Source organism: Sinomicrobium pectinilyticum (genome assembly GCF_003725735.1).
Classification (GTDB): Bacteria; Bacteroidota; Bacteroidia; order Flavobacteriales; family Flavobacteriaceae; genus Sinomicrobium; species Sinomicrobium pectinilyticum.
In genome coordinates this window covers 53,479-72,684 of record NZ_RJTM01000116.1, presented here as the reverse complement: position 1 = coordinate 72,684, position 19,206 = coordinate 53,479, and the positions used below count along the sequence as shown (strand labels likewise).

14 protein-coding genes are annotated in these 19,206 nt (G+C 45.4%); 5 read left to right on the top strand and 9 right to left on the bottom strand.

The genetic code is table 11. The annotated features are described in order from the left end of the window. Positions 1-5: 5 nt before the first annotated feature. The 4 genes from ED312_RS17560 to ED312_RS17545 all read right to left on the bottom strand — a co-directional run bounded on the left by ED312_RS17560 (position 6) and on the right by ED312_RS17545 (position 6,386). On the bottom strand, positions 6-3,248 hold the full coding sequence (locus ED312_RS17560; protein ID WP_123217333.1) for a SusC/RagA family TonB-linked outer membrane protein: 3,243 nt from the start codon (positions 3,246-3,248) through the stop codon (positions 6-8). Between the two features lie 271 nt (positions 3,249-3,519). Further along, complete coding sequence (locus ED312_RS17555; protein WP_123217332.1) at positions 3,520-4,230, bottom strand: FadR/GntR family transcriptional regulator; 711 nt, start codon at positions 4,228-4,230, stop codon at positions 3,520-3,522. Positions 4,231-4,640: 410 nt separating this feature from the next. After that, the gene (locus ED312_RS17550) at positions 4,641-4,817 is read right to left on the bottom strand and encodes a histone H1 (protein ID WP_123217331.1); all 177 of its coding nucleotides are present in this window, start codon (positions 4,815-4,817) and stop codon (positions 4,641-4,643) included. Between the two features lie 147 nt (positions 4,818-4,964). Further along, complete coding sequence (locus ED312_RS17545; protein ID WP_123217330.1) at positions 4,965-6,386, bottom strand: aminotransferase-like domain-containing protein; 1,422 nt, start codon at positions 6,384-6,386, stop codon at positions 4,965-4,967. Positions 6,387-6,489: 103 nt separating this feature from the next. On the opposite strand from ED312_RS17545, the gene ED312_RS17540 reads away from it, so the two are divergent. After that, entirely contained in the window at positions 6,490-7,893 is a 1,404-nt protein-coding gene (locus ED312_RS17540) for a GNAT family N-acetyltransferase (protein WP_123217329.1), read from the top strand. Between the two features lie 165 nt (positions 7,894-8,058). Continuing rightward, complete coding sequence (locus ED312_RS17535) at positions 8,059-8,640, top strand: DUF1572 family protein (RefSeq protein ID WP_123217328.1); 582 nt, start codon at positions 8,059-8,061, stop codon at positions 8,638-8,640. Positions 8,641-8,658: 18 nt separating this feature from the next. Here ED312_RS17535 and ED312_RS17530 read toward each other — a convergent pair whose 3' ends face one another. Next, the gene (locus ED312_RS17530; protein ID WP_123217327.1) at positions 8,659-9,645 is read right to left on the bottom strand and encodes an AraC family transcriptional regulator; all 987 of its coding nucleotides are present in this window, start codon (positions 9,643-9,645) and stop codon (positions 8,659-8,661) included. Between the two features lie 104 nt (positions 9,646-9,749). Here ED312_RS17530 and ED312_RS17525 point away from each other — a divergent pair, with 104 nt between their 5' ends. Further along, a complete protein-coding gene (locus tag ED312_RS17525) occupies positions 9,750-10,415 on the top strand; it encodes a class I SAM-dependent methyltransferase (RefSeq protein ID WP_123217326.1) in 666 nt (221 codons plus the stop codon). 63 nt (positions 10,416-10,478) lie between these two features. Then, entirely contained in the window at positions 10,479-10,835 is a 357-nt protein-coding gene (locus tag ED312_RS17520) for a DUF6176 family protein (protein ID WP_123217325.1), read from the top strand. Between the two features lie 76 nt (positions 10,836-10,911). Here the strand turns inward: ED312_RS17520 and ED312_RS17515 are convergent, their stop codons facing one another. After that, positions 10,912-11,847: an NADP-dependent oxidoreductase gene (locus ED312_RS17515; RefSeq protein ID WP_123217324.1), complete on the bottom strand. Its 936-nt coding sequence runs from the start codon at positions 11,845-11,847 to the stop codon at positions 10,912-10,914. Between the two features lie 159 nt (positions 11,848-12,006). Here ED312_RS17515 and ED312_RS17510 point away from each other — a divergent pair, with 159 nt between their 5' ends. Then, on the top strand, positions 12,007-12,852 hold the full coding sequence (locus ED312_RS17510; protein ID WP_123217343.1) for an AraC family transcriptional regulator: 846 nt from the start codon (positions 12,007-12,009) through the stop codon (positions 12,850-12,852). A 59-nt stretch (positions 12,853-12,911) separates the two neighbouring features. Here the strand turns inward: ED312_RS17510 and ED312_RS17505 are convergent, their stop codons facing one another. The 3 genes from ED312_RS17505 to ED312_RS17495 form a co-directional block, all read right to left on the bottom strand. Beyond that, positions 12,912-14,048, bottom strand: a complete 1,137-nt coding sequence (locus tag ED312_RS17505; RefSeq protein WP_123217323.1) for an alkaline phosphatase — start codon at positions 14,046-14,048, stop codon at positions 12,912-12,914. A gap of 106 nt (positions 14,049-14,154) precedes the next feature. After that, positions 14,155-15,882, bottom strand: coding sequence for a RagB/SusD family nutrient uptake outer membrane protein (locus ED312_RS17500; RefSeq protein ID WP_123217322.1), 1,728 nt, complete (start codon positions 15,880-15,882; stop codon positions 14,155-14,157). 21 nt (positions 15,883-15,903) lie between these two features. Beyond that, entirely contained in the window at positions 15,904-19,188 is a 3,285-nt protein-coding gene (locus tag ED312_RS17495; protein ID WP_123217321.1) for a SusC/RagA family TonB-linked outer membrane protein, read from the bottom strand. Between the last annotated feature and the right edge of the window lie 18 nt (positions 19,189-19,206).

Sequence of the window (19,206 nt, the reverse complement as noted above, 5' to 3'; positions counted from 1 at the left end):
TAAGGTTAGAAAGAAATTTTAGCGCCTACATTCACCTGCCGGGGTCTGGGATATGTTCCGTAATCCCTTCCGGAGTATATTTCGGGCATTAATCCGTCATAGCTGGTAAGGTAGCCGAGGTTATAGAGACCTATAAAGAGTTCCAGTCCCGATAAACTGAGCTTATTCATGATGTCCTTTGGAAACTGGTAGCTCAATGAAATTTCCCGGAAAGCCAGAAAGTCACCTTTGCTGTAGTACAAACTGGTATTACTTCCCCCGCTGCTGTTCCCTATCTGGTAGTCCCACCTGTTGTGGTTTCTGAAGTTATAGTCATAATCGCTTTGAACGGAATATTTGGGGTATTTGGCGTCATGTCCTTCGTACTGCCAGCTTTCCGTAAGAGCTTCTTTGTATGCGTTGTTGTTGTTTCGGGCACTTCCCATAACCCTGGCCTTAAAGCCATTATCTATGACATGCCCGATAGCCCAGTCCATAACCAAGCGCAGATTGAACCCTTTGTAATTAAACTGGTTGACAATACCTCCTGTTTTGTCGGGCCGGATATACCCCATGAATACCATATCCCGGTTGTCCAGAATACCATCATCATTCCGATCCTCGAAAATAGCATCTCCCGCCATTTTTGTCCGGCCGGAAGCATTCAGGTCCCTCGGAGCCGAACTGGCTTCCTCGTCGGTCTGATAAACGCCTTGGTAGTGAAAGGCCCAGCGGCCCCCGAAACGTTCTCCCTCGGCCAGGCCTCCGACTTTAACCTCCTCTCCGGTGGACGGGTTATAGATAAAATTTCCGCCTATCCGGTTCAGGTCTTCGCTATTTTCAGGTAATTCTTCGACAGTCCCGCGGTTATAAGCAAAGGTCATGCTCAGGTTCCAGGAAAAATTGTCATTTTGAACAGGGGTAGTATTTACTTCCACCTCAAAGCCCCTGTTCCTGATGGTCCCGAAGTTGCTTTTAATTGAACCGAACCCGGTAGATGCCCATAGCGGCTGGTCAAACAATCTTTCCGAGGTGAGTTTGTCATAATAGTCCGTTACAATGTTTACCCGGTTATCGAACAGGCCGATATCCAGTCCTATATCAAAAGAAGCGGTTTCTTCCCAGATCAGGTTGTCATTGATGAGTGTAGTATTCAATATTCCTACGTTACCATTATACATATAACCCGTAGAATACTTTCCCCTGGAATCGAAAATACTCAGGTTATTGTTCCCGGTTTTCCCCCAGCTTCCCCGGAGCTTTAAATTGGATACGACAGGTTTGAGAGGGTTGAAGAATTTTTCATTATGGATATTCCATCCTGCGGAAACTCCCGGAAAAAATCCCCATTTATTGTTTTTCGCAAATCGGGATGACCCGTCGAACCGTGCGCTGAAAGATAGCATGTAACGATGGTTGTAATGATAATTGGCCCTTCCGAAAAAACTGAGGATGGCATCATATGACTTGGTCGTGGAGACCCTTTGGGTTTCTTTGGATGTAGCGTTCAGGGTAGGGATCAGATCGGTTAAGGCTTCCCTTCCGCTTCCGCTCATCCGGTAACTGTAATCATGGTTGTAACTGGTTCCCAGCACGGTATTGAGAAAATGCGATCCTTTGAATTCCTTGTCATAGGTAAGTAAAGCATCAAATTGTAAATGCCGGTCGAGGTTATGCCTGGCCGAAGCAGGCCTGTTGGTCACGGTTTCATTATAAGCTTCAAAATAGTTCTCAATACCCTCGGTACTGAAATAATATGCAGTAGGGGCAAATTGCAGCCCGGGACTGATTTGCCAGACGCCTCCGAACTGAAAAGTCGTCCTGTAAACATTGACGTCATTGTATTTTGTTTTGTAATAGATTTCATGCAGCCTGTTGCGGAATGAAGAAATCCCTTCACCGGGTGCCGGCAGCCCGTTTTCGTAATATTGCCTGTATGTAGGGGGCATCAGTATGCTTCTGCCCAGCACCCATTCGTAATTGTTCGGAGCATTGGCATCCCTCATTTGAAAACTGGCCTTGGCGTTCAGGCTCCAGGAATCGCTTAACCGGAAGGTACCATTGTAAAGAAAATTGTAATTTTTATATGATGTTCCCCGTACGATACCTTCCTGGTCCAGGTATCCTAACCCGAAATAATAAGTGATATCCTCGTTTCCTCCGCTGATATCGAAATCTATTTCTTTTCTGTATCCGGTCTGAAATGTGGCATCCTGGTAATCATTGTCCTGGAATATCAGTTTTTTCCCGGTCACCGGATCTTCCATGGTACTCCAACCTTGATTGTTAATAAGGTCGGCCACATATTCCTGCCCGTACTGTTCAAGATATACATCCAGGAATTCGAGGGTGTTCTTGGAATCTCTCGGATTACCGGTAGACATACCGTACCGTCCCCCGGTTAAGAAGAATTCCGGATTGGTAGTGTTAAACAAATCCGTATTCTTCCGGGACAGATATATATAGTCCCGGGCATTCAGCAGGGGAAGTTTTTTCTGCTGGGCATCCAAACCACTGGTAAGGCGCAGGTTGATTTTCGTTTTTCCTGCATTACCGGACTTTGTTTGGATGATAATAATACCGTTTGCCGCTCTTGCACCATAGATAGCGGTCGAAGCGGCATCCTTAAGTACCTGTACGGATTCGATATCGTCCGGGTTCAGGTCACTGATATTACGCATGCCCCCGATAATACCGTCTACGATAAACAAGGGAGAGTCACTTTCCGGAGAAGTTGAGGACCCGCCTCTTATAAGTATCTCCGGATTAGATCCGGGCTGCCCGTCCTGTATCTGGAGGGACAATCCGGCTACTTTGCCCTGTAACTGCATGAGAGGGTTTGCCCCTGGTGCTTTCCGGAATTCTTTCTCGTCTACCTGGGATAGCGAATTGGTTACGGTTGATCTGGATTGTTTCCCATACCCGATAAGGACTACTTCATCCAGGATATCAACATCCGTTTGCAGGCTTACGGTGAAGTTGCGCTGATCGCCGACCACCAGTTCCCGGGAGACATATCCGAGGATTTGCAGGACCAATACGGACTCTTCCGAAGGGACGTCCAGAGAAAAATTACCGTCAAAATCAGTGGAGATCCCAATAGTTGTGCCTTTGACAAAAACGGAAACCCCGGGAAGGGGAGAACCGGTTTCCGCATCCGATACTTTACCGCTGACGGAGACCGGCTGGTTTTGGGCAACTGCCGCCGGTAATGAGAAAAGGGCAAACACCACGGTCGTCCAGATTTTCATGTGTAGTAGTGGTTTCATAATTTAAATTAAGTAGTTATGTAATTATGTAGGACAAATAAAAATAAAAAAAATGAGTAAAACAAAATATATCTATATAATCACGAAAAAATAGTTAATATAAGTGGTGAATTATTGCTGAATTCTTATTGCGAAAGAATAGGGTGTTGTAGAAGGTAGGATAATGTTTTGTGTGATAAGAGGAAATTACTTTCTTTTAAGACAAAACCGGATGAAAATCCGGTTTGCAGTGCTTATTGTTAAAGTCAGATTGTTTGGTGCAACAATGGGACTACGAAATGGTATCGAAATGGGGCTTCAGGTGTTCGTACATTGCAGATTCGAATTCCTGCGGTGTTCCTGTTTGCAGTATCCGGAGCAATCCCTGATGCGTCACTTTTCCCTGGCTCACCTTGTCCTTGAGTTTCAGCTCATAAGAAAGTTCATAATCAAATACGGGGAGTAATAATTTCTGAAAACGCCGAAGGATATCATTACCTGCTATTTTATATAAAGTGGCATGAAAATCTATATCGCACTGCACGCGTTCCTTGACAGATTTTGCATTTAACTCTCTTTGTACAATCTCTTCCAGTTCTGCAATGTGCTCTTTCCTTATCCGGGCAAACAAAAGATGGGACAGTCCCATTTCCAGGACCAGCCGCAGCTCAAAAATTTCTTTCCGGGCATGGCTGTCAAGAAGATAAGGGTCCAGCACACGTTCGAGTGAATTTAAAATGTCGGGCTGGGTCATAACCATGCCACGTCTCTTTTTCGTTTCGATCATCCCCAGCATCTTGAACCTGCTTAGGGCCTCCCGGACCACATTGCGACTCACTCCAAGTGCTTCCGCAATTTCAAGTTCTTTAGGTATAGGGTCTCCCGGAACCAGCCCCTGGCTTTTAAAGTATTCGCCCAGTCGGCTTTCCACCCTGTCGGTCATGGAGATTTTCTCTAATGGCTGTAAACTGGTATCGCCGGGTTCATTTTTTTTATCAATCATTTGTGGAAACTTAAACTTGTTAGTAAGTACTAATGTAGTACAAATATAACCAACTTTTATTAAAAGCCTCCCGACAGTTGTCCGGGCTTTGAGGATTTTTGGTATGAGCGTGCGCTCTGAAGGAACTCCCTGAAGTGAAAAAGTGCAAAAAAGATATGCTTTAGCACTTCTTGTGGTTCTCCCGGAAAGACAGGAAATTTCATAACCTGATCAGTCTGTTCAGTAAAAGCAATTCACAGTTCCGGAAACCGATGAAATTAAAATCTGTCTTCTATCCGGCGTCATATCGGGATGTGTGAAAAAAAATTCCGAACCTTCTATCAAGGCCCGGAATCATTTTTTGATCTGTTGAAAGTAAGGACTTACATGAACTCATTTTTGGATTTTTCGGAGTCCCTTTTCAAAAAGATTTACTTTTTAGATTCTTCCAAAGATACTTTACGGAAATCTTTCATAAGCTTGCTGATCTCCAGGGCGGCTTTACGGGCCCTTGTTCCGGCAGCTTTGTTTCCTTTTTCAACTTGCGCCTGAGCTTCAGTGTTAAATGTCTCAATCTCGGACTGAATTTTTTCTAATAACTCTTTCATTTGAATTTTGATTTAAACAATGAGCGGCGAAAATAAATAATTTTAAATACATGTGTAGCATAGAAAGTATACGTATTTGCTGTATTTGGGACGGATAGTACCATTTTTTCGATTATTTGCAGGAATCTGGTGAAATCAGTTAATGGTTTACATCATGTTGCGGAGTTCAGCACCGATTTCCCCGATGGCCCGTTGTATGTCCGGAGTAAAGGGAGAGCCGAAACTGATCCTGAAGTACGATTGAAGGTCCAGTTTCCGGGAGAACAGCTGTCCCGGTGCGATACTGATGCCTTTTCCGATGAGCTTCCTGTACAGTTTTACACTGTCACATCCATCGGGCATGGCAACCCATATGACAAAACCCCCTTCCGGAGCGGAGATTTTTACGGTATCCGGGAAGAACTCGTGTATAGCCTGTAAATATTGCAGGCATTGTACATGGAGAGTTTTCCGGAGTTGTCGCATGTGCAGATCGTACCTGCCGTTTTCCAGGAAATGGGCCATGGCTGTTTCGGTTACCGAAACCGTCGTTACCGAATGATTCATTTTATATTCGAAAATTTCGCTTTTATATCTTCCCGCTACCAGCCACCCGATACGGTACCCCGGGGCCACCGATTTGGAGAAAGAAGAGCATAAAATAACATTTTCAAACAAGTCGTAAGCCTTACAGGCCTTTAAGCGCTGCTGGCCGAAGAAAAGTTCCCCGTAAATATCATCCTCGATCAGCACAATGTTTTTCCGGGTGACCAGCGATACGAGTCCTCTTCTTTTGTCTTCCGTAAGATGTGCTCCCGTAGGATTGGAAAAACTACTGATAACAATGCAGGCCTTTATATCGTGGTTATCGATACACTTTTCCAGGCTGGGAATATCTATCCCTGATATGGGGTCCGTATAGACTTCTACGGGAATCCGGCCGTAGGTTTCTATAGCCTTCAGCAAACCAAAATAGGTAGGACTTTCTACTGCTACGGCATCTCCCGGTGCGGTAACGGCCAGGAGGGCATAGTGAATAGCTTCCAGGCATCCCGTGGTGGTAATGATATCTTCCGGGTTCAATAATAGTCCTGCCGAGTAAGAGACCCTTGCTATCTGTCTCCGCAGCCCGGTATGTCCCTGCAGGTCGTTATAATTGACCAGCTTGCCCGGGTTTTGCCGTATGGCGTGTAACATGGAGTTTTTGAGCTTGCTTACCGGTAATATGGCAGTATCCGGTTTGTTGATCGAGAGTTTTATGATATTATCGTCATGCAATGGCGCGTATACTTCTTCCTGCAGGGATTTTACCTGCTGGGGACGCTTTGCGGCCTGTTGCCTTATATGCGTTATCTTTCGTACCTGCTGAGGGCTGAACCTGACATAATAGCCTGATTTTGGCTTGGCCTCGATCAATCCTTTGCTTTCCAGTTCTATATAAGCCTTGTAAATGCTGCTTATGCTTACGTTCTTTTCCGTACTTAGCCGGCGGACGGACGGAAGCCGGTCACCGATACGCAATGCCCCGGAAAGGATGAGTTGTTCCAGTTGACCGGCAATGTCCTGGTATATAAAAGAATTGTTTTTCATCTTCGACCTCCAATCTGTTATGTGGTAAATTTAGAAATCTGAATCTGTTTTTTCATGAAAAAGGAAGATAATTTTGGGAAGATCAAATACAAATACTTCTGCTATGAAAACCAGAGCCTACATTGCCCTTACATTGATATGTGTTTTATGGGGCACCACTTACTTTGCCATTAAGATAGGAGTAGATCATTTCCCCCCGTTTGCCTTTATGGGAATACGCCATACCGTTGCGGGGATTTTGCTTGCCGTCTTTTTACTTGTTTTCCGCGTGGGAAAGGATTCGTTCACCTGGAAGAATATCCGTCCGCAGTTAATCCCCGGCCTGTTAATGATAGGGCTTGGCAACGGTCTTCTGGGCTGGGTAGAAAAATATGTTCCTACCGGGCTGATAGCTATTCTTTTTGCCCTGGTACCCGTATATGTAGTGGTGTATAACCTGGCCTCCGGTAAAAGGGAGGTCCCGAATAAAGCTGTCATAGCGGGTATCTTTACCGGGCTTGCCGGTGTTCTGCTCATTTTCAGGGACAGTCTGTCGCAGATGACGGACAGGTCCTATGCCTCTGGGCTTGCAGTTGCTTTTTGCTGTACGCTTTTCTGGGCTTCCGGAAGCATTATCAGTAAAAATAACAGGTCGGCAACCGGTCCCTTTTTTAATACGGCCATACAGCTTTTAAGCGGCGGGATCTTCCTTCTGGCTGTCAGCCTGGTTACGGAGAGCCGGACGCAACAGCCAACGCTCACATCCGAAGTGATATGGGCTATGGCCTATCTCATCGTTTTCGGGTCGCTCATCGGGTTTATGGCCTATGTATATGCTGTGGAGCACCTACCGCTGGAACAGGTAACCGTTCATACTTATGTAAACCCATTGGTAGCCATTCTGCTGGGCTGGGCTTTTCTGGGAGAAACGGTAACGGGAAACATACTGCTGGCCACCCTGTTGATCCTGTGGAGTGTTTACATGGTGAACCGCGCTTTGCGGAAAAGGAAATTCAGGATATTGAAAACAAATATAAAGGATATTCCGGCGGTTCTGGAACTGTACCGGGAAGGTATCGCCCTGCAGAAGAGCAGGGGAAAAGTCCACTGGCCCGATTTTACGGCGGAATATGTCCGGGAAGAAATAAACAATGGCTGCCATTATAAGATAATGTATGGTCGCAGATTAGCTGCTGTTTTTTCCATTGTGTACAACGAACCGGTGATATGGGAAGATTCGCCCGGAGAAAAAGCGGTTTACCTCCACCGTATGGCAGTACATTCCCGTTTTCGCGGCAATGGTTTGTTTGGCCTGGTAAAAGACTGGATGCTGGAAGAAGCAAGGAGCCGGAAAGTAACCGCAATACGTCTCGATACCTGGTCGGAAAGCAAAGGCCTTACAGCGTATTATCAGAAAGCCGGTTTCTGCTTGGTAGGTATCAGGAAAATACCGGAAACCACAGAATTGCAAGACCATTACCGGAATACCGAACTGGCCCTGTTCGAAATGAAACTCCCCCGGCATTAGGCGTTGGGAATTACGCCTGACAGTTCTTATCTTTATATAAGGCAAAACGGATACCGTATGTACCGGTAAGGCAGGCAGTATTAACACCCTTTGTTTCCGGGTGAGGTGTAAATGAACATTTGCCGCCTGGAAAATAAAAAAACGCATTTTTAAAAATAATCAGATATGGCCGGAAATAATTTTTTAGAAAGTTCACGAAAACTTTTTGAATACTATAAATCTCTTGGAGAGAAAGCGATGCGGCAGGTGCCGGACCGGGCTCTTTTTTATCAGCCCAATGAATCCTCCAATACTATTGCCGTTATCGTAAAACATCTATCAGGGAATATGGTATCGCGATGGACGGATTTTTTGACAACGGACGGAGAAAAAGAATGGCGGGACCGGGACGGGGAGTTTACGGATACTTTTTCCGGTAGGCCGGAATTAATGCAGGCCTGGGAGAAAGGCTGGCAATGCTTGCTGAAAGCTATCGGGAGTTTAACGCCGGATGACCTGGACAAAACGGTTTATATCCGCAATGAAGGGCATACGGTTACAGAAGCCATACACAGGCAGCTTGCCCACGTACCGTACCACATAGGGCAGATTGTCTATATAGCCAAAATGACCGCTGACGATACATGGCAGACCCTTACCATTGCCCGGAATGCTTCCGGAAGTTATAACCGGGATAAATTTGACCGGGACCGGGAAAAACGATTTTTTACGGATAGCGGAAGGGAAGGGGCGCCCGGGGAAGATTAGCCGGTTGCTCTGACCCCGTTAAGTTTTTAATTTTCCGGGTGGGACACCGTATTTCTTTTTAAAGGCCGTGGTAAAGTATTGCGGAGTCTGGTACCCGCAAGAATCCGCAATTTCCTGTATGCTTTTTTCACCGCTTAAAAGCTGTTCCCGTGCCGCACCGAGACGTATGTCCCTCAGGTACCGGAATACGGTAGTACCAAAAAGGGATTTAAACCCTTTTTTGAGCTTGAACTCGTTCATACCCGAATTTCGGGCCAGTGTTGCCAGGGAGAAACTGGCTTCGAAATTTCCTTCCAGCAGATCCTTAACATAGTGCAGTTTTTCGATATCCTCCCGTTGAAGTGCCTCAAAACCTGGTGTTTCTGTATGGTAGGATTCCAGTTGCAACATGAGTAATTCCAGTACCTTGGCCTCGATATAGAACCGTTTCAGCATCCCTTGTTTGTTACAGTTAATAATCTGGTTAAGTACGATCTGCATTTCAGGGGTGATCTTACGGTTATGATGGTCCAGAAAAACAGTTTTTCGCTTTTCAATACTTGTGACAAAATGATCTAGTAACTCCGAATGTCCCCGGGCCACCCGTTTGAAGAACTTTTCGGAAAGGTGTATTTCCAGCATCCTGCCGGGGAGGTTTTGCGGCGAGTGATAAAAATAACCATCAAAATAAGGTGTGTAAAAAAGGTTCTGCTCCCCGGACCTGAAGGTAGTAAAGACACAGGGATTGCCCTTGCTCCCGGCACTTGTGTATCCGGAAATGGAGAAGTGCATTTCAATGACCGAACTGTCACAATCAGCTTTGAATTTCAGGTTTTGGTATACATCTGAAACCCCGTAGGTAATATGTATACCTTCAAACCACAATTCCTTGTAATGCCCCTTTCCGAAAGCCATGTCAAAACTGAATTCCCTTTCGTCGATCCCCGAAGGTACACGATAGTCCGGCGGCAGGTTTATTTCATAAATAAGTTCCCGTAAGTCCGATGTTCGAAGACTGAATTTCATATGCTCCCTTTTTTATAAAAAATGCTCCCGTAATTGTAAATGGAATGCCGGGAAATATATCATCTTTGTACAAAGATAGTTATTTAGAATAAATCTAAATTATTATGTCAGAAAGAAATGATTTAAAGGAACTGGCGGCCCAGTTACATTGTCCCAGTGGCGAAGCGGGGATAGCGGCAGGAGACCGGATGTTCCGCACCAACGGTAATATGATCCGCAAAACGATAGATTCCATGGAGATTCTGCCTTGCGACCGTATCCTCGAAATAGGTTTCGGTAACGGCAAACACCTGGGAACCCTCTATAAAAAAGAGCCTATGGTAACATATTACGGTGTGGATACTTCGGACCTGATGGTAGACCGGGCCCATACAAACAATATAAGCCATGTGCGCGACGAAATGGCCTTCTTCCGGCAAACCGACGGCATACGCTTACCATACGATAATGCTTTTTTTGACATCGCTTTTACCGTAAATACCATTTATTTCTGGGAACATCCGGAAATACAATTGTGTGAGGTATACCGCGTATTGGCGCCGGGCAGAAGTTTTTACTGTGCCTGGGTAGATCGTATATCTATGGAAGCCCTTCCGTTTGTAGACGAACGTTTTACCCTATATGGTATTGCGGAAGCAGAACGGCTGTTTCGCGCTCATGGCTTTACTGTCATTACCTCCTGCGCTTTTGAAGAGGAGGTACGGAGTAATGCCGGAAACGAACACAAACGGAAGTACTGGATCATCAAAGCCCGGAAAGCAGCACTGTGACCTTTGTCCTGCAATAAAAATCCCTTTTTACCGAATCCCGGAACAACTAAAATTACCAAGACCATGAGTGAAAAAGAACCAGAAGTAAGCCTCGTGCGTTTCCCGTTGAAAGAAGGAAAACTGGACCGTTTTTTCGAATGGATGAAATATCTCAACCGGCCGGAAAACCGCGAAGAAATACTGGAGGGTATCCGGGAAGAGAGGATCTTTGCCGAATCGGTGTTCCTGTCTAATGAAAACGGAATTTACTACGTGTATTATTACATGAACACCGGGGACTTCGCTCCGGGCAACGACCTTGTTTTCTCCGGCACACGGCCCATCGACGTACAACACTTTAAATTTTTCGGCGAATGTATTGATATGGAAAACCACATAAAGTTAAAAGCGTTGTTTTCCGTGGATGCCATGGAGCAATAAAGATAATTTACCCTTTGTACACTTTTGGGTGACGATAGTCCGGATGTACAACGGGTAAAATATGACTAACTGTTCTCTAGATGGCGAGTACTACCTTACCCACGGTCCTTCCGCTCTCTATCTGCGTATGGGCTTCAGCCATACTGTCAAACGGAAGGGTTTCCTGGATATGTGGTTTCAGAGCCCCTTTTTCCAGCAGGTCGGCAATACTTTTCATATCGTTTCCGTCAGATTCCACCAAAATAAAATATCCTTTCACACCTTTGGATTTTGCCTTGTCCGTGACAGCTTCGTTAAGCCCGGAAGGAATGCTGATGAGCGTTCCGCCCTCTTTGGTAACCTCCAGGGATTTATCGATATTATCCCCTCCGATGGTATCCAGTACAAAATCAAATTCCCGGGGATGGTTTTTCCAGTCGTAACCCCGATAGTCAATATGCCTGTCTGCTCCGAGGCCCAGGACGAAATCCCTGTTTTTGGCAGATGAAGTCCCTGTTACGATGGCCCCGGCATGTTTGGCGATCTGAACAGCCATATGCCCCACGCCGCCCGAAGCAGCGTGAATAAGTACGTTTTGCCCTTTTTGTATATTGGCATGTGTTACGAGGGCCTGCCAGGCCGTTAAGGCCACCAGCGTAGCTGCCGCCGCTTCTCCATGCGAAATGTTTGCCGGTTTTAGTGCCAGTTGGTCCGCAGGTGCAACCACATATTCCGCATAAGCCTTACCATGTCCCGGAAAATTAACCATACCGAAAACCTCATCGCCGGTTCGGAACAAGGCACTTTTACTCTCTTCAACGATCCCGGAAATATCCCATCCCAGTATAAGCGGGTCCTGGTCTTTTATCCTGCCGTAAACTCCTTTTCCCGAACGCGATTTTACATCCACGGGATTGATGCTTATGGCTTTGCCCTTTATGAGTACTTCACCCTTTTGTACCTCCGGTTTTGGAACATCTGTGTAAAGCAACTGATCCGTTCCTCCCGGGGCTTTTAATGCTATAGCTTTCATCTGTTAATATTTATTTGTTTTTAAATGATCGGTTGACAACCGAAAAATCGGTTATAGGCATTTCACATATACTTTTATAGTATCACCGGATGAAATTATACATTAATATAGCCATAAAATTGTATATTTTTGTCTTATATCGGTAATATATTTGCGGGGATGACCAGAGAAAACCTATATGAGGCCTATTCTATTGTTTACAAAACAATGGATGAATGTCCCGCAGAGGGGCACAGTCACAGTTTTTTCGAATTGGTATATATTGTTTCGGGCAGCGGGGAGCAGTGTATCAACAACAGTCGCTTCAATTATAACGAAGGGCACATGTTCCTTATTACCCCGGAAGATTGCCACTCCTTTGAGATAAGGACAACCACTACTTTTTTCTTCTTACGGTTCAATAATATCTATATTAAGGATAGCGGAATACCCGAAGGCAACGTACAAAAGCTGGAATATATACTTCAGAATGCCAATCACCGCCCCGGATGTATTCTGAGGAATCTGGAAGATAAAAAGATTGCTCGCCCGCTTGTAGATGCCATTATCCGGGAGCATACCGGCCTCGATATTTCGCACCGGGAACTCATACGGCAATATGTAAATACACTCATCCTTATTGTGGCGAGAAACATTGCCAAGTTCCAGGGACTGGAGATGGCCGCGCATACCGAAGATAAAGCCCGCAACATATTACAGTTTATACAGTCCAATATCTTTTACCCGGAAAAGCTGAGAGCTGATTTCTTGAGTGAGCATTTCAATCTCTCCAACGCATATCTCGGCAGGTATTTCAAAAAGCATACGGGCCAGACGATGCGGCATTATATTGCGCAGTACAGAACAAAACTCATAGAACATCGTTTGCAGTACAGCGACAAGCGGATTAATGAAATAGCCGACGAATTCGGGTTTACGGACGAAAGTCATTTCAATAAATTTTTCCGCAAGCAGAACGGGCAGAGTCCGCGATCGTACCGGAAAAAAGCAGGGCTTATGGCTTAAAAAAGAAAAACCTGTCGTTAAGCAGGTTTTTCAAGTGATGTTACTATATAGTCTCCCGGTTATTCCATATCTAGGGCTTGCCGCATTTTGTGGTAAATTTCATTGTTTTCGTAAATGCCGGAAAATAATTCTTTTCCCTTTCCCCGGGCAAATACAGGCACATGGGTCCCGGTATGTTGATCGGTGATAAAATACACAGCAACTTTTTGCGGGTTTTCTACCGGTTTTCCGGTTTTCGGATCAGTATCATAAAATTTACCGATTGCAGCCCCTCCGGTTTCATGGTCTGCGGTAACCACAAGAAGGGTATTCGGGTGCTTTTCTACATAATCGAGAGCTATACCTAAAGTTTTATCAAAATCAAGTACTTCCTGAACCATCATTTCAGGGTCTTTGGCATGTCCGCCCCAGTCTATATAAGAACCTTCTACCATAAGAAAAAAAGGTTTATTCGCATTCTCGAAATATTCGAGAGCTATGCCTGTGACTTCAGGTAAAAAATCACCCCTGCCTTGTACTTTGGAAGGCAGGCCTTCAGAAGCAAGCAGAAAACCATTTCTCCTGGAAGGGTCTACCGTGGCTATACTTGTAGAGTCCATGTGATAATCCTTAGCCTGGAGTTCGGCATATAAATTTCTGCCGTCTTCTCTTTTTGTAAAATATTTTAACCCGGCTCCGGCAAAGAAATCTACATTTTCCTTCATCATATCCATAGCAATGGCTTCATGCATGTCCCTGTTTTCCACATGGGCATAAAAAGCCGCCGGTGTAGCATGAGTTATAGAGGTAAGGCTTATAAGTCCGGTATTATACCCTTCGGTTTTCAGCTCTTCGAGAATCGTGGGAAGGGCAATAGTATCTTTAGATACGCCGATAGCTTTCTTATAAGTTTTCTCTCCTGTGGAAAAAGCCGTAGCTCCTGCAGCAGAATCGGTAATCCGGTGACTGGTAGAGGAAGTTTTACTCAGACCTATAATGGAAAACCTTTCGAAATTTGATACGGTATCCTTAAAATAGAATGCCGAGGAAACCTGTGATAGTCCCATACCGTCCCCGATCATAAAAATTATACTCAGCGGTTCTTCCGGAACAATGGCCGAAGTGTCCCCCGCATTTTCCCTGGCTTTTTCCGGGGCACATCCTATGGCAATAGTAAAGAGGACTGTTATTAGTACCGTTTTGAACAAAAATCTCATAATTTCTGGTTTTTAGCAAAAATTTAAAAAGCGTACGGCAAGAAAAATATGCTCTTGCCGTACTTGTTAAAAAAGGGGTAGTCAGTTTATAATATTATCCTGCCGGTTAGTATCCGGGGTTTTGTTCAAGGTACCCCGGGGTATTGGACGAGCCGTCTATAGCCGATTGGGGAATAGGGAACAACCTGTGCCTTACATCCGTATCGGTTTTTTCCGTCCAGGTATCCTCATAATGTCCGAAACGTATCATATCCGTACGCCTGGCCATTTCCCAGTATAATTCAAACCCACGTTCGCGATAAAGGATATCCAGGTCAATGGAATTGAGTGCCGAAGGAATAGGGGCACGGGCAGTTCTGGATGTCCTTACGAAATTGACATCGGACAAAGCACCGGCATTGTCCCCTTTTCTTAATTTAGCCTCTGCACGCATCAGATAAATTTCTGCATAACGCAATAGTACAAGGTCCACACTACTGTAATTGTTCCCGTTGGGAGAAGTGTGGCTAAACTGGTATTTGGATACCCGATAACCGCTGGCATACCCGTTGTTGGCCGTAAAATCCACATCTAAGGTGTGGTTTACATAATATTCCATATTGGCTTCCCTTCTTTCGCCTACGGCATAAATCCTGTACCCGCCATTACAGGTATAAAAATTACCGTCAGGGTCTTTTCTGGGCGCCCACGGGGTACCTCGCATGATGCCTCTGTCAATCTCAAAATCTTCGGCAGCAACACATATATAACGATCTTCGTCATTTTGTGGGGTAAATCCGTCGAGGTCCTCATATTCCGAAGGAACATTCACGTTTTTCTGGTAGAACCTGGCATCGGCGTCAGCCGGGTCCGTATTACCATAAGCATCCACCCATGTCTGGTAGAAATCCGGGGTAATAGAAGGCCCGTCCGTACCATCTGCATTGGGGTATTCCGGCCTTGGAAATAAAGAACCTGATAACGACCAGTAAGCCCAGCGGCTGTGATCGTTGTTCAATATACCGCGCTGGTCCAGTGCAAAGATCAGCTCCTGATTATCATGGTTATCATCGTTAAACAGGTCAAAGTATTCCGGAGACAGGGTGAAATTACCGGAATTGATAATGTTATCTGTGTATTCGATAACCTTGTCCATATCTTCCGTAGAAAAACTCGGGGTGCCATACGGGTCGCGATAAACTGCCGCATTCAGGTGCAATTTGGCCAGAAAGCCCCAAACTGCTGCCTGGGTCATTCTACCCGGTCCCTCGTCTTTATTTATTACATCTGCCACTGACAAGAATTCACTTTCAATATAATCTATGGCCTCTTGTCCCCGAAGTATCTCAGACATATCTTCCGAAGATTCTTTCTTAAATGCCAGTCCCCAGCTGTCCAGCATAAGCATATTTAAATAGGCCCGCAACGCTTTCATTTCATAGAGGGCCGCCTGTGCTTCAGTGTTTGTCTCCGCTAACGGGGTCAATACTTCAATGGCAATTACAGTTCTGGAAATATTGGTGGTCATATAGTTCCAGGCGTCACCGACCAGGCCGTTGCTGGGGGTAATATTATGTGTATGCAGTTCCAGAAATCTTCCGCCATCATACCACTGATCTCCGCCACGTGCCGGCAAAATTGCTTCATCCGAGGGGATGAGCTGTAAACCGAAGTACCGGGTGTGCCGGAAGGTTTGCGGAAGTAGTCCGTAAGCAGGGGCAATGGCACCGCTGACAGCTTCGGATTGTCCGCTGCCCGTCAGGGACTCATCTAAAACCTGCTCTTCCAGATCAGTACAGTTAGAGTTCAGTAAAGAACTTATGGCTAGTAATGCTATGATAAATTTATTTTTCATTTTCATTCTTTTTAGAAGTGATTAAAAGGATACATTTAAGCCAAACAGGAATGTTCTTGCCTTCGGATAGGTATATCTGTCGATTCCGAAAGTCTGGATTCCTCCCGATGAATCACCTGTATTCACTTCAGGATCGAATCCGCTGTAATCGGTCAGCACAAACAGGTTTTGCCCCGTAATACTGAGGCGTATGTTCTTTATATAATCTGTCATCCCCAAAAGCTTGGGGTCCAGGTTATAACCCAAAGTAGCATTGTTGAGGCGCAGATAGTCCCCGTTTTCCAGGTATCGTGTAGATACTTCATTGGTATTGTTTACCACTTCTTCCTCGTATTCAATGGCTTTATCTGTAGTGTTAAAGGACAAAGCAAGGTTTCCCTTGGTAAAATTAGACATGGCGGTGTGGTTATAGATCTGGTTTCCTGCCGCACCGTTGAAATTGAGGTTAAGGTCAAATTTCCTGTAGAAGAAATTCAGGTAGAATGCATAGGTGACATCAGGTAAAGCCTTACCTACAACAACACGGTCGTTATCCAGTATTTCCCCGTCTCCGTTTACATCCCGGAACTGGCTGAACCCTTCGGCATTAATGCCCATAAAATCTTTCATATAAAAAGTACCTATAGGCTCCCCGTTCAGGTAACCGTTGATCGTAGCGCCTGTTTGCCCGGCTCCCTGGGCTGCCCCTGTGGTCAGTACCTGGTATGGGGAATTGACCACTTTGTTTTTGGTAAAGGCAGCATTACCGCCAATATTGTAGGAAAAATCACCCTCGCTTCCGTTACTCCGGTAATCCAGAGAAATCTCCACCCCGTTATTTTTGATTTCCATATCCGGGATATTGGTCCAGAACGTAGTGGTAGGTTGTATTGGGTCGGACGGGACCACTTCAAGCAATACGTTCTCGGATACTTTGTTGAAGTAATCCACTGTACCCGTCAATTGGTTATTGAACAGGCCGAAATCCAGACCTATATTGGCCTGTGTAGAAACTTCCCATTGAATATCCGGATTGGCAAGACGGGTATAAACAGTACCATAAGGATAGTCACTCAGGCCATTTATGTTGTCGCTGAGCGGGTAAGTGTCATTATCGGCCCTGCTGTCCGTGTAGCTGGATTGCGTGATCTTGGAAGGGATCTCCTGGTTTCCCGTACGTCCCCAGCTAGCCCTGAGTTTGAGGTTACTGAAAGGGGAATTGCTCATGAAATTTTCCTGGCTGATGTTCCATCCGGCGGCAACAGAAGGAAAATAACCGTACTTGTTGTTTTCCCCGAATTTGGAAGACCCGTCTGCACGCATGGTCACTGTGAGTAAATACCTGTTTGCAAAGCCGTAATTTATCCGTCCGAAAAAGGATTGCAGTTCGTTTTTAATGGCATCAGATGCTTGAGATATCAGATTACCCGCAGCTTCTATCTGGTATCTCGGATCAATACCGTTGTCCGGAAAATTTTCGTATTCCCACCTCCTGAATTTATAGAGGGTTTCCTGGTACGTATGGCCTACCAAAAATGTCATATCGTGCTGGCCTATGTTCTGCTTATAGGTCAGGTAATTTTCCACCAGGGTATTGGTGTTGGTGGTATAAGCAAGGTCCAGGGAACCAATTTCATCTTCCCGTGCCGTGTATGGTTTATTTTGCTGTTCCCTGTCCGTATTGGAATAGTCCACGCCGAGGTTTAGCTTATAAGTCAATCCTTTGACAATCTCTACGGAAGGAGAGATATTGGCCAGGATACGGTTGTTATTGGCAAAATCCCCGTATAACTGTTCCCGTACGAGGGAATTGAAGTGATCGCCGTTTATTACAGGGGTTGGTTCACCATTTGTATAGGCCGGGTACGTAGGGTTAGATCGCAGCATGTCCGATATGATGGTGGTGGTTAGCGGTCTTTTGTTTTCGGTCCTGGTCCCGGACAGGTTTAGTTCCACTTTAAAACGATCGTCCAGCGCTTTTTGCGACAGGTTCAGACGTCCCGAATAAGTTCTCAGGTCACTGTTTCTCAAAATACCTTCCTGGTCATTAACCCCGGCAGATCCGTAGTAAGAGAATTTTTCGGTACCGCCACCCATGGAGAAATTGATGTTTTTGGATATGGCTGTCCTTGTAAATTCGTCCTGCCAGTCCGTGTCCGCACCTCCGTCTCTGAGGTTACCACCTACCCGGGCAACCTGCTCCCGGAATTCGCCGGCATTGAAAACATCTATCTTATTGGCCAGTGTGGACAGGGCAGTAGATACCGTAAGGTTCATCTCGGTGCGTCCCTGTTTTCCTTTTTTGGTAGTAATCACAATAACCCCGTTGGCCGCCCTGGCACCATAGATGGCAGCAGCAGAAGCGTCTTTCAGTACGTCTATTTTTTCAATGTCGTGAGGGTTAATAAAGTTCAAAGGATTGGTAGGTACCCCGGTAGAAGTATTATCCAATGCAAAACCGTCTACCACATAAAGCGGTGTGGTCCCGGAACGCAGACTACCTATACCTCGGATAATAACATCCTGCGAAGCCCCCGGTTCGCCACTGACCGTAGAGACATTGACGCCCGCAACCTTACCTTGTAAGAGCTGCCCGGGATTGGTTACGATACCTTTATTAAAATCTTCCTGCTTTACAGATCCGATAGAGCCGGTAACATCCGTTTTTTTCTGTGTACCATATCCTACAACTATGACATCATCCAATTGAGCGGCGTCCGGAGTTAACTGGATGTTGATCTCAGAACGTCCGTTAACCGGAACTTCCCGGGACTTGTATCCCAAGTACGATATTTCCAGTACGGCATCGTCCTCAACGTCTATAGAAAAATTTCCGTCGAAATCCGTGGTCGCCCCGTTTGTAGTACCTTTTACAATGATGGTCGCCCCTGCAAGGGGAACCCCGTTTTCATCAGTAATAATACCGGTTATGGTTTGGAATGCTATATCCAAAACCCTCTCCGTAACCTTTTTCTGGTTTACATCAATAGAGATGGTGTGGTTGATTCTTCTGAAAGCAAGGCTGGCATCTTTTGCAATCCACTCTAAAATAGAACGCAGAGATTTATCTTTGTATGAAATATCATAAGTTTTGCTCAACCTCTCTATTTTCCGGTCATACACAAACTTAAAATCCGTTTGTGCCTCAATGTCTTTAAGGACCTCTACCACGGTAGCGTCCTTGATGGACAAGTCTACTTTATAGCTTTCCAGTTTTTGTCCTGCCGCATCGGCGGCAAGTACCGGGTTTAGCAATGCCCCGGCAATCAGAAAGCAAAATGTATGGAATGTCAATTGAATAAATTGTTTAAAAGTTAGCAATTTCATAATTTCACATAATGTTTA

Excerpts from the sequence above, each read along its gene's own strand:
- ED312_RS17525 (WP_123217326.1), top strand. The coding sequence starts at position 9,750 with ATGTCAGAAAGAAATGATTTAAAGGAACTGGCGGCCCAGTTACATTGT.
- ED312_RS17500 (WP_123217322.1), bottom strand. The coding sequence starts at position 15,882 with ATGAAAAATAAATTTATCATAGCATTACTAGCCATAAGTTCTTTACTG.
- ED312_RS17505 (WP_123217323.1), bottom strand. The coding sequence starts at position 14,048 with ATGAGATTTTTGTTCAAAACGGTACTAATAACAGTCCTCTTTACTATT.
- ED312_RS17530 (WP_123217327.1), bottom strand. The coding sequence starts at position 9,645 with ATGAAATTCAGTCTTCGAACATCGGACTTACGGGAACTTATTTATGAA.
- ED312_RS17540 (WP_123217329.1), top strand. The coding sequence starts at position 6,490 with ATGAAAACCAGAGCCTACATTGCCCTTACATTGATATGTGTTTTATGG.
- ED312_RS17555 (WP_123217332.1), bottom strand. The coding sequence starts at position 4,230 with ATGATTGATAAAAAAAATGAACCCGGCGATACCAGTTTACAGCCATTA.
- ED312_RS17515 (WP_123217324.1), bottom strand. The coding sequence starts at position 11,847 with ATGAAAGCTATAGCATTAAAAGCCCCGGGAGGAACGGATCAGTTGCTT.
- ED312_RS17545 (WP_123217330.1), bottom strand. The coding sequence starts at position 6,386 with ATGAAAAACAATTCTTTTATATACCAGGACATTGCCGGTCAACTGGAA.
- ED312_RS17560 (WP_123217333.1), bottom strand. The coding sequence starts at position 3,248 with ATGAAACCACTACTACACATGAAAATCTGGACGACCGTGGTGTTTGCC.
- ED312_RS17510 (WP_123217343.1), top strand. The coding sequence starts at position 12,007 with ATGACCAGAGAAAACCTATATGAGGCCTATTCTATTGTTTACAAAACA.
- ED312_RS17535 (WP_123217328.1), top strand. The coding sequence starts at position 8,059 with ATGGCCGGAAATAATTTTTTAGAAAGTTCACGAAAACTTTTTGAATAC.
- ED312_RS17495 (WP_123217321.1), bottom strand. The coding sequence starts at position 19,188 with ATGAAATTGCTAACTTTTAAACAATTTATTCAATTGACATTCCATACA.
- ED312_RS17550 (WP_123217331.1), bottom strand. The coding sequence starts at position 4,817 with ATGAAAGAGTTATTAGAAAAAATTCAGTCCGAGATTGAGACATTTAAC.
- ED312_RS17520 (WP_123217325.1), top strand. The coding sequence starts at position 10,479 with ATGAGTGAAAAAGAACCAGAAGTAAGCCTCGTGCGTTTCCCGTTGAAA.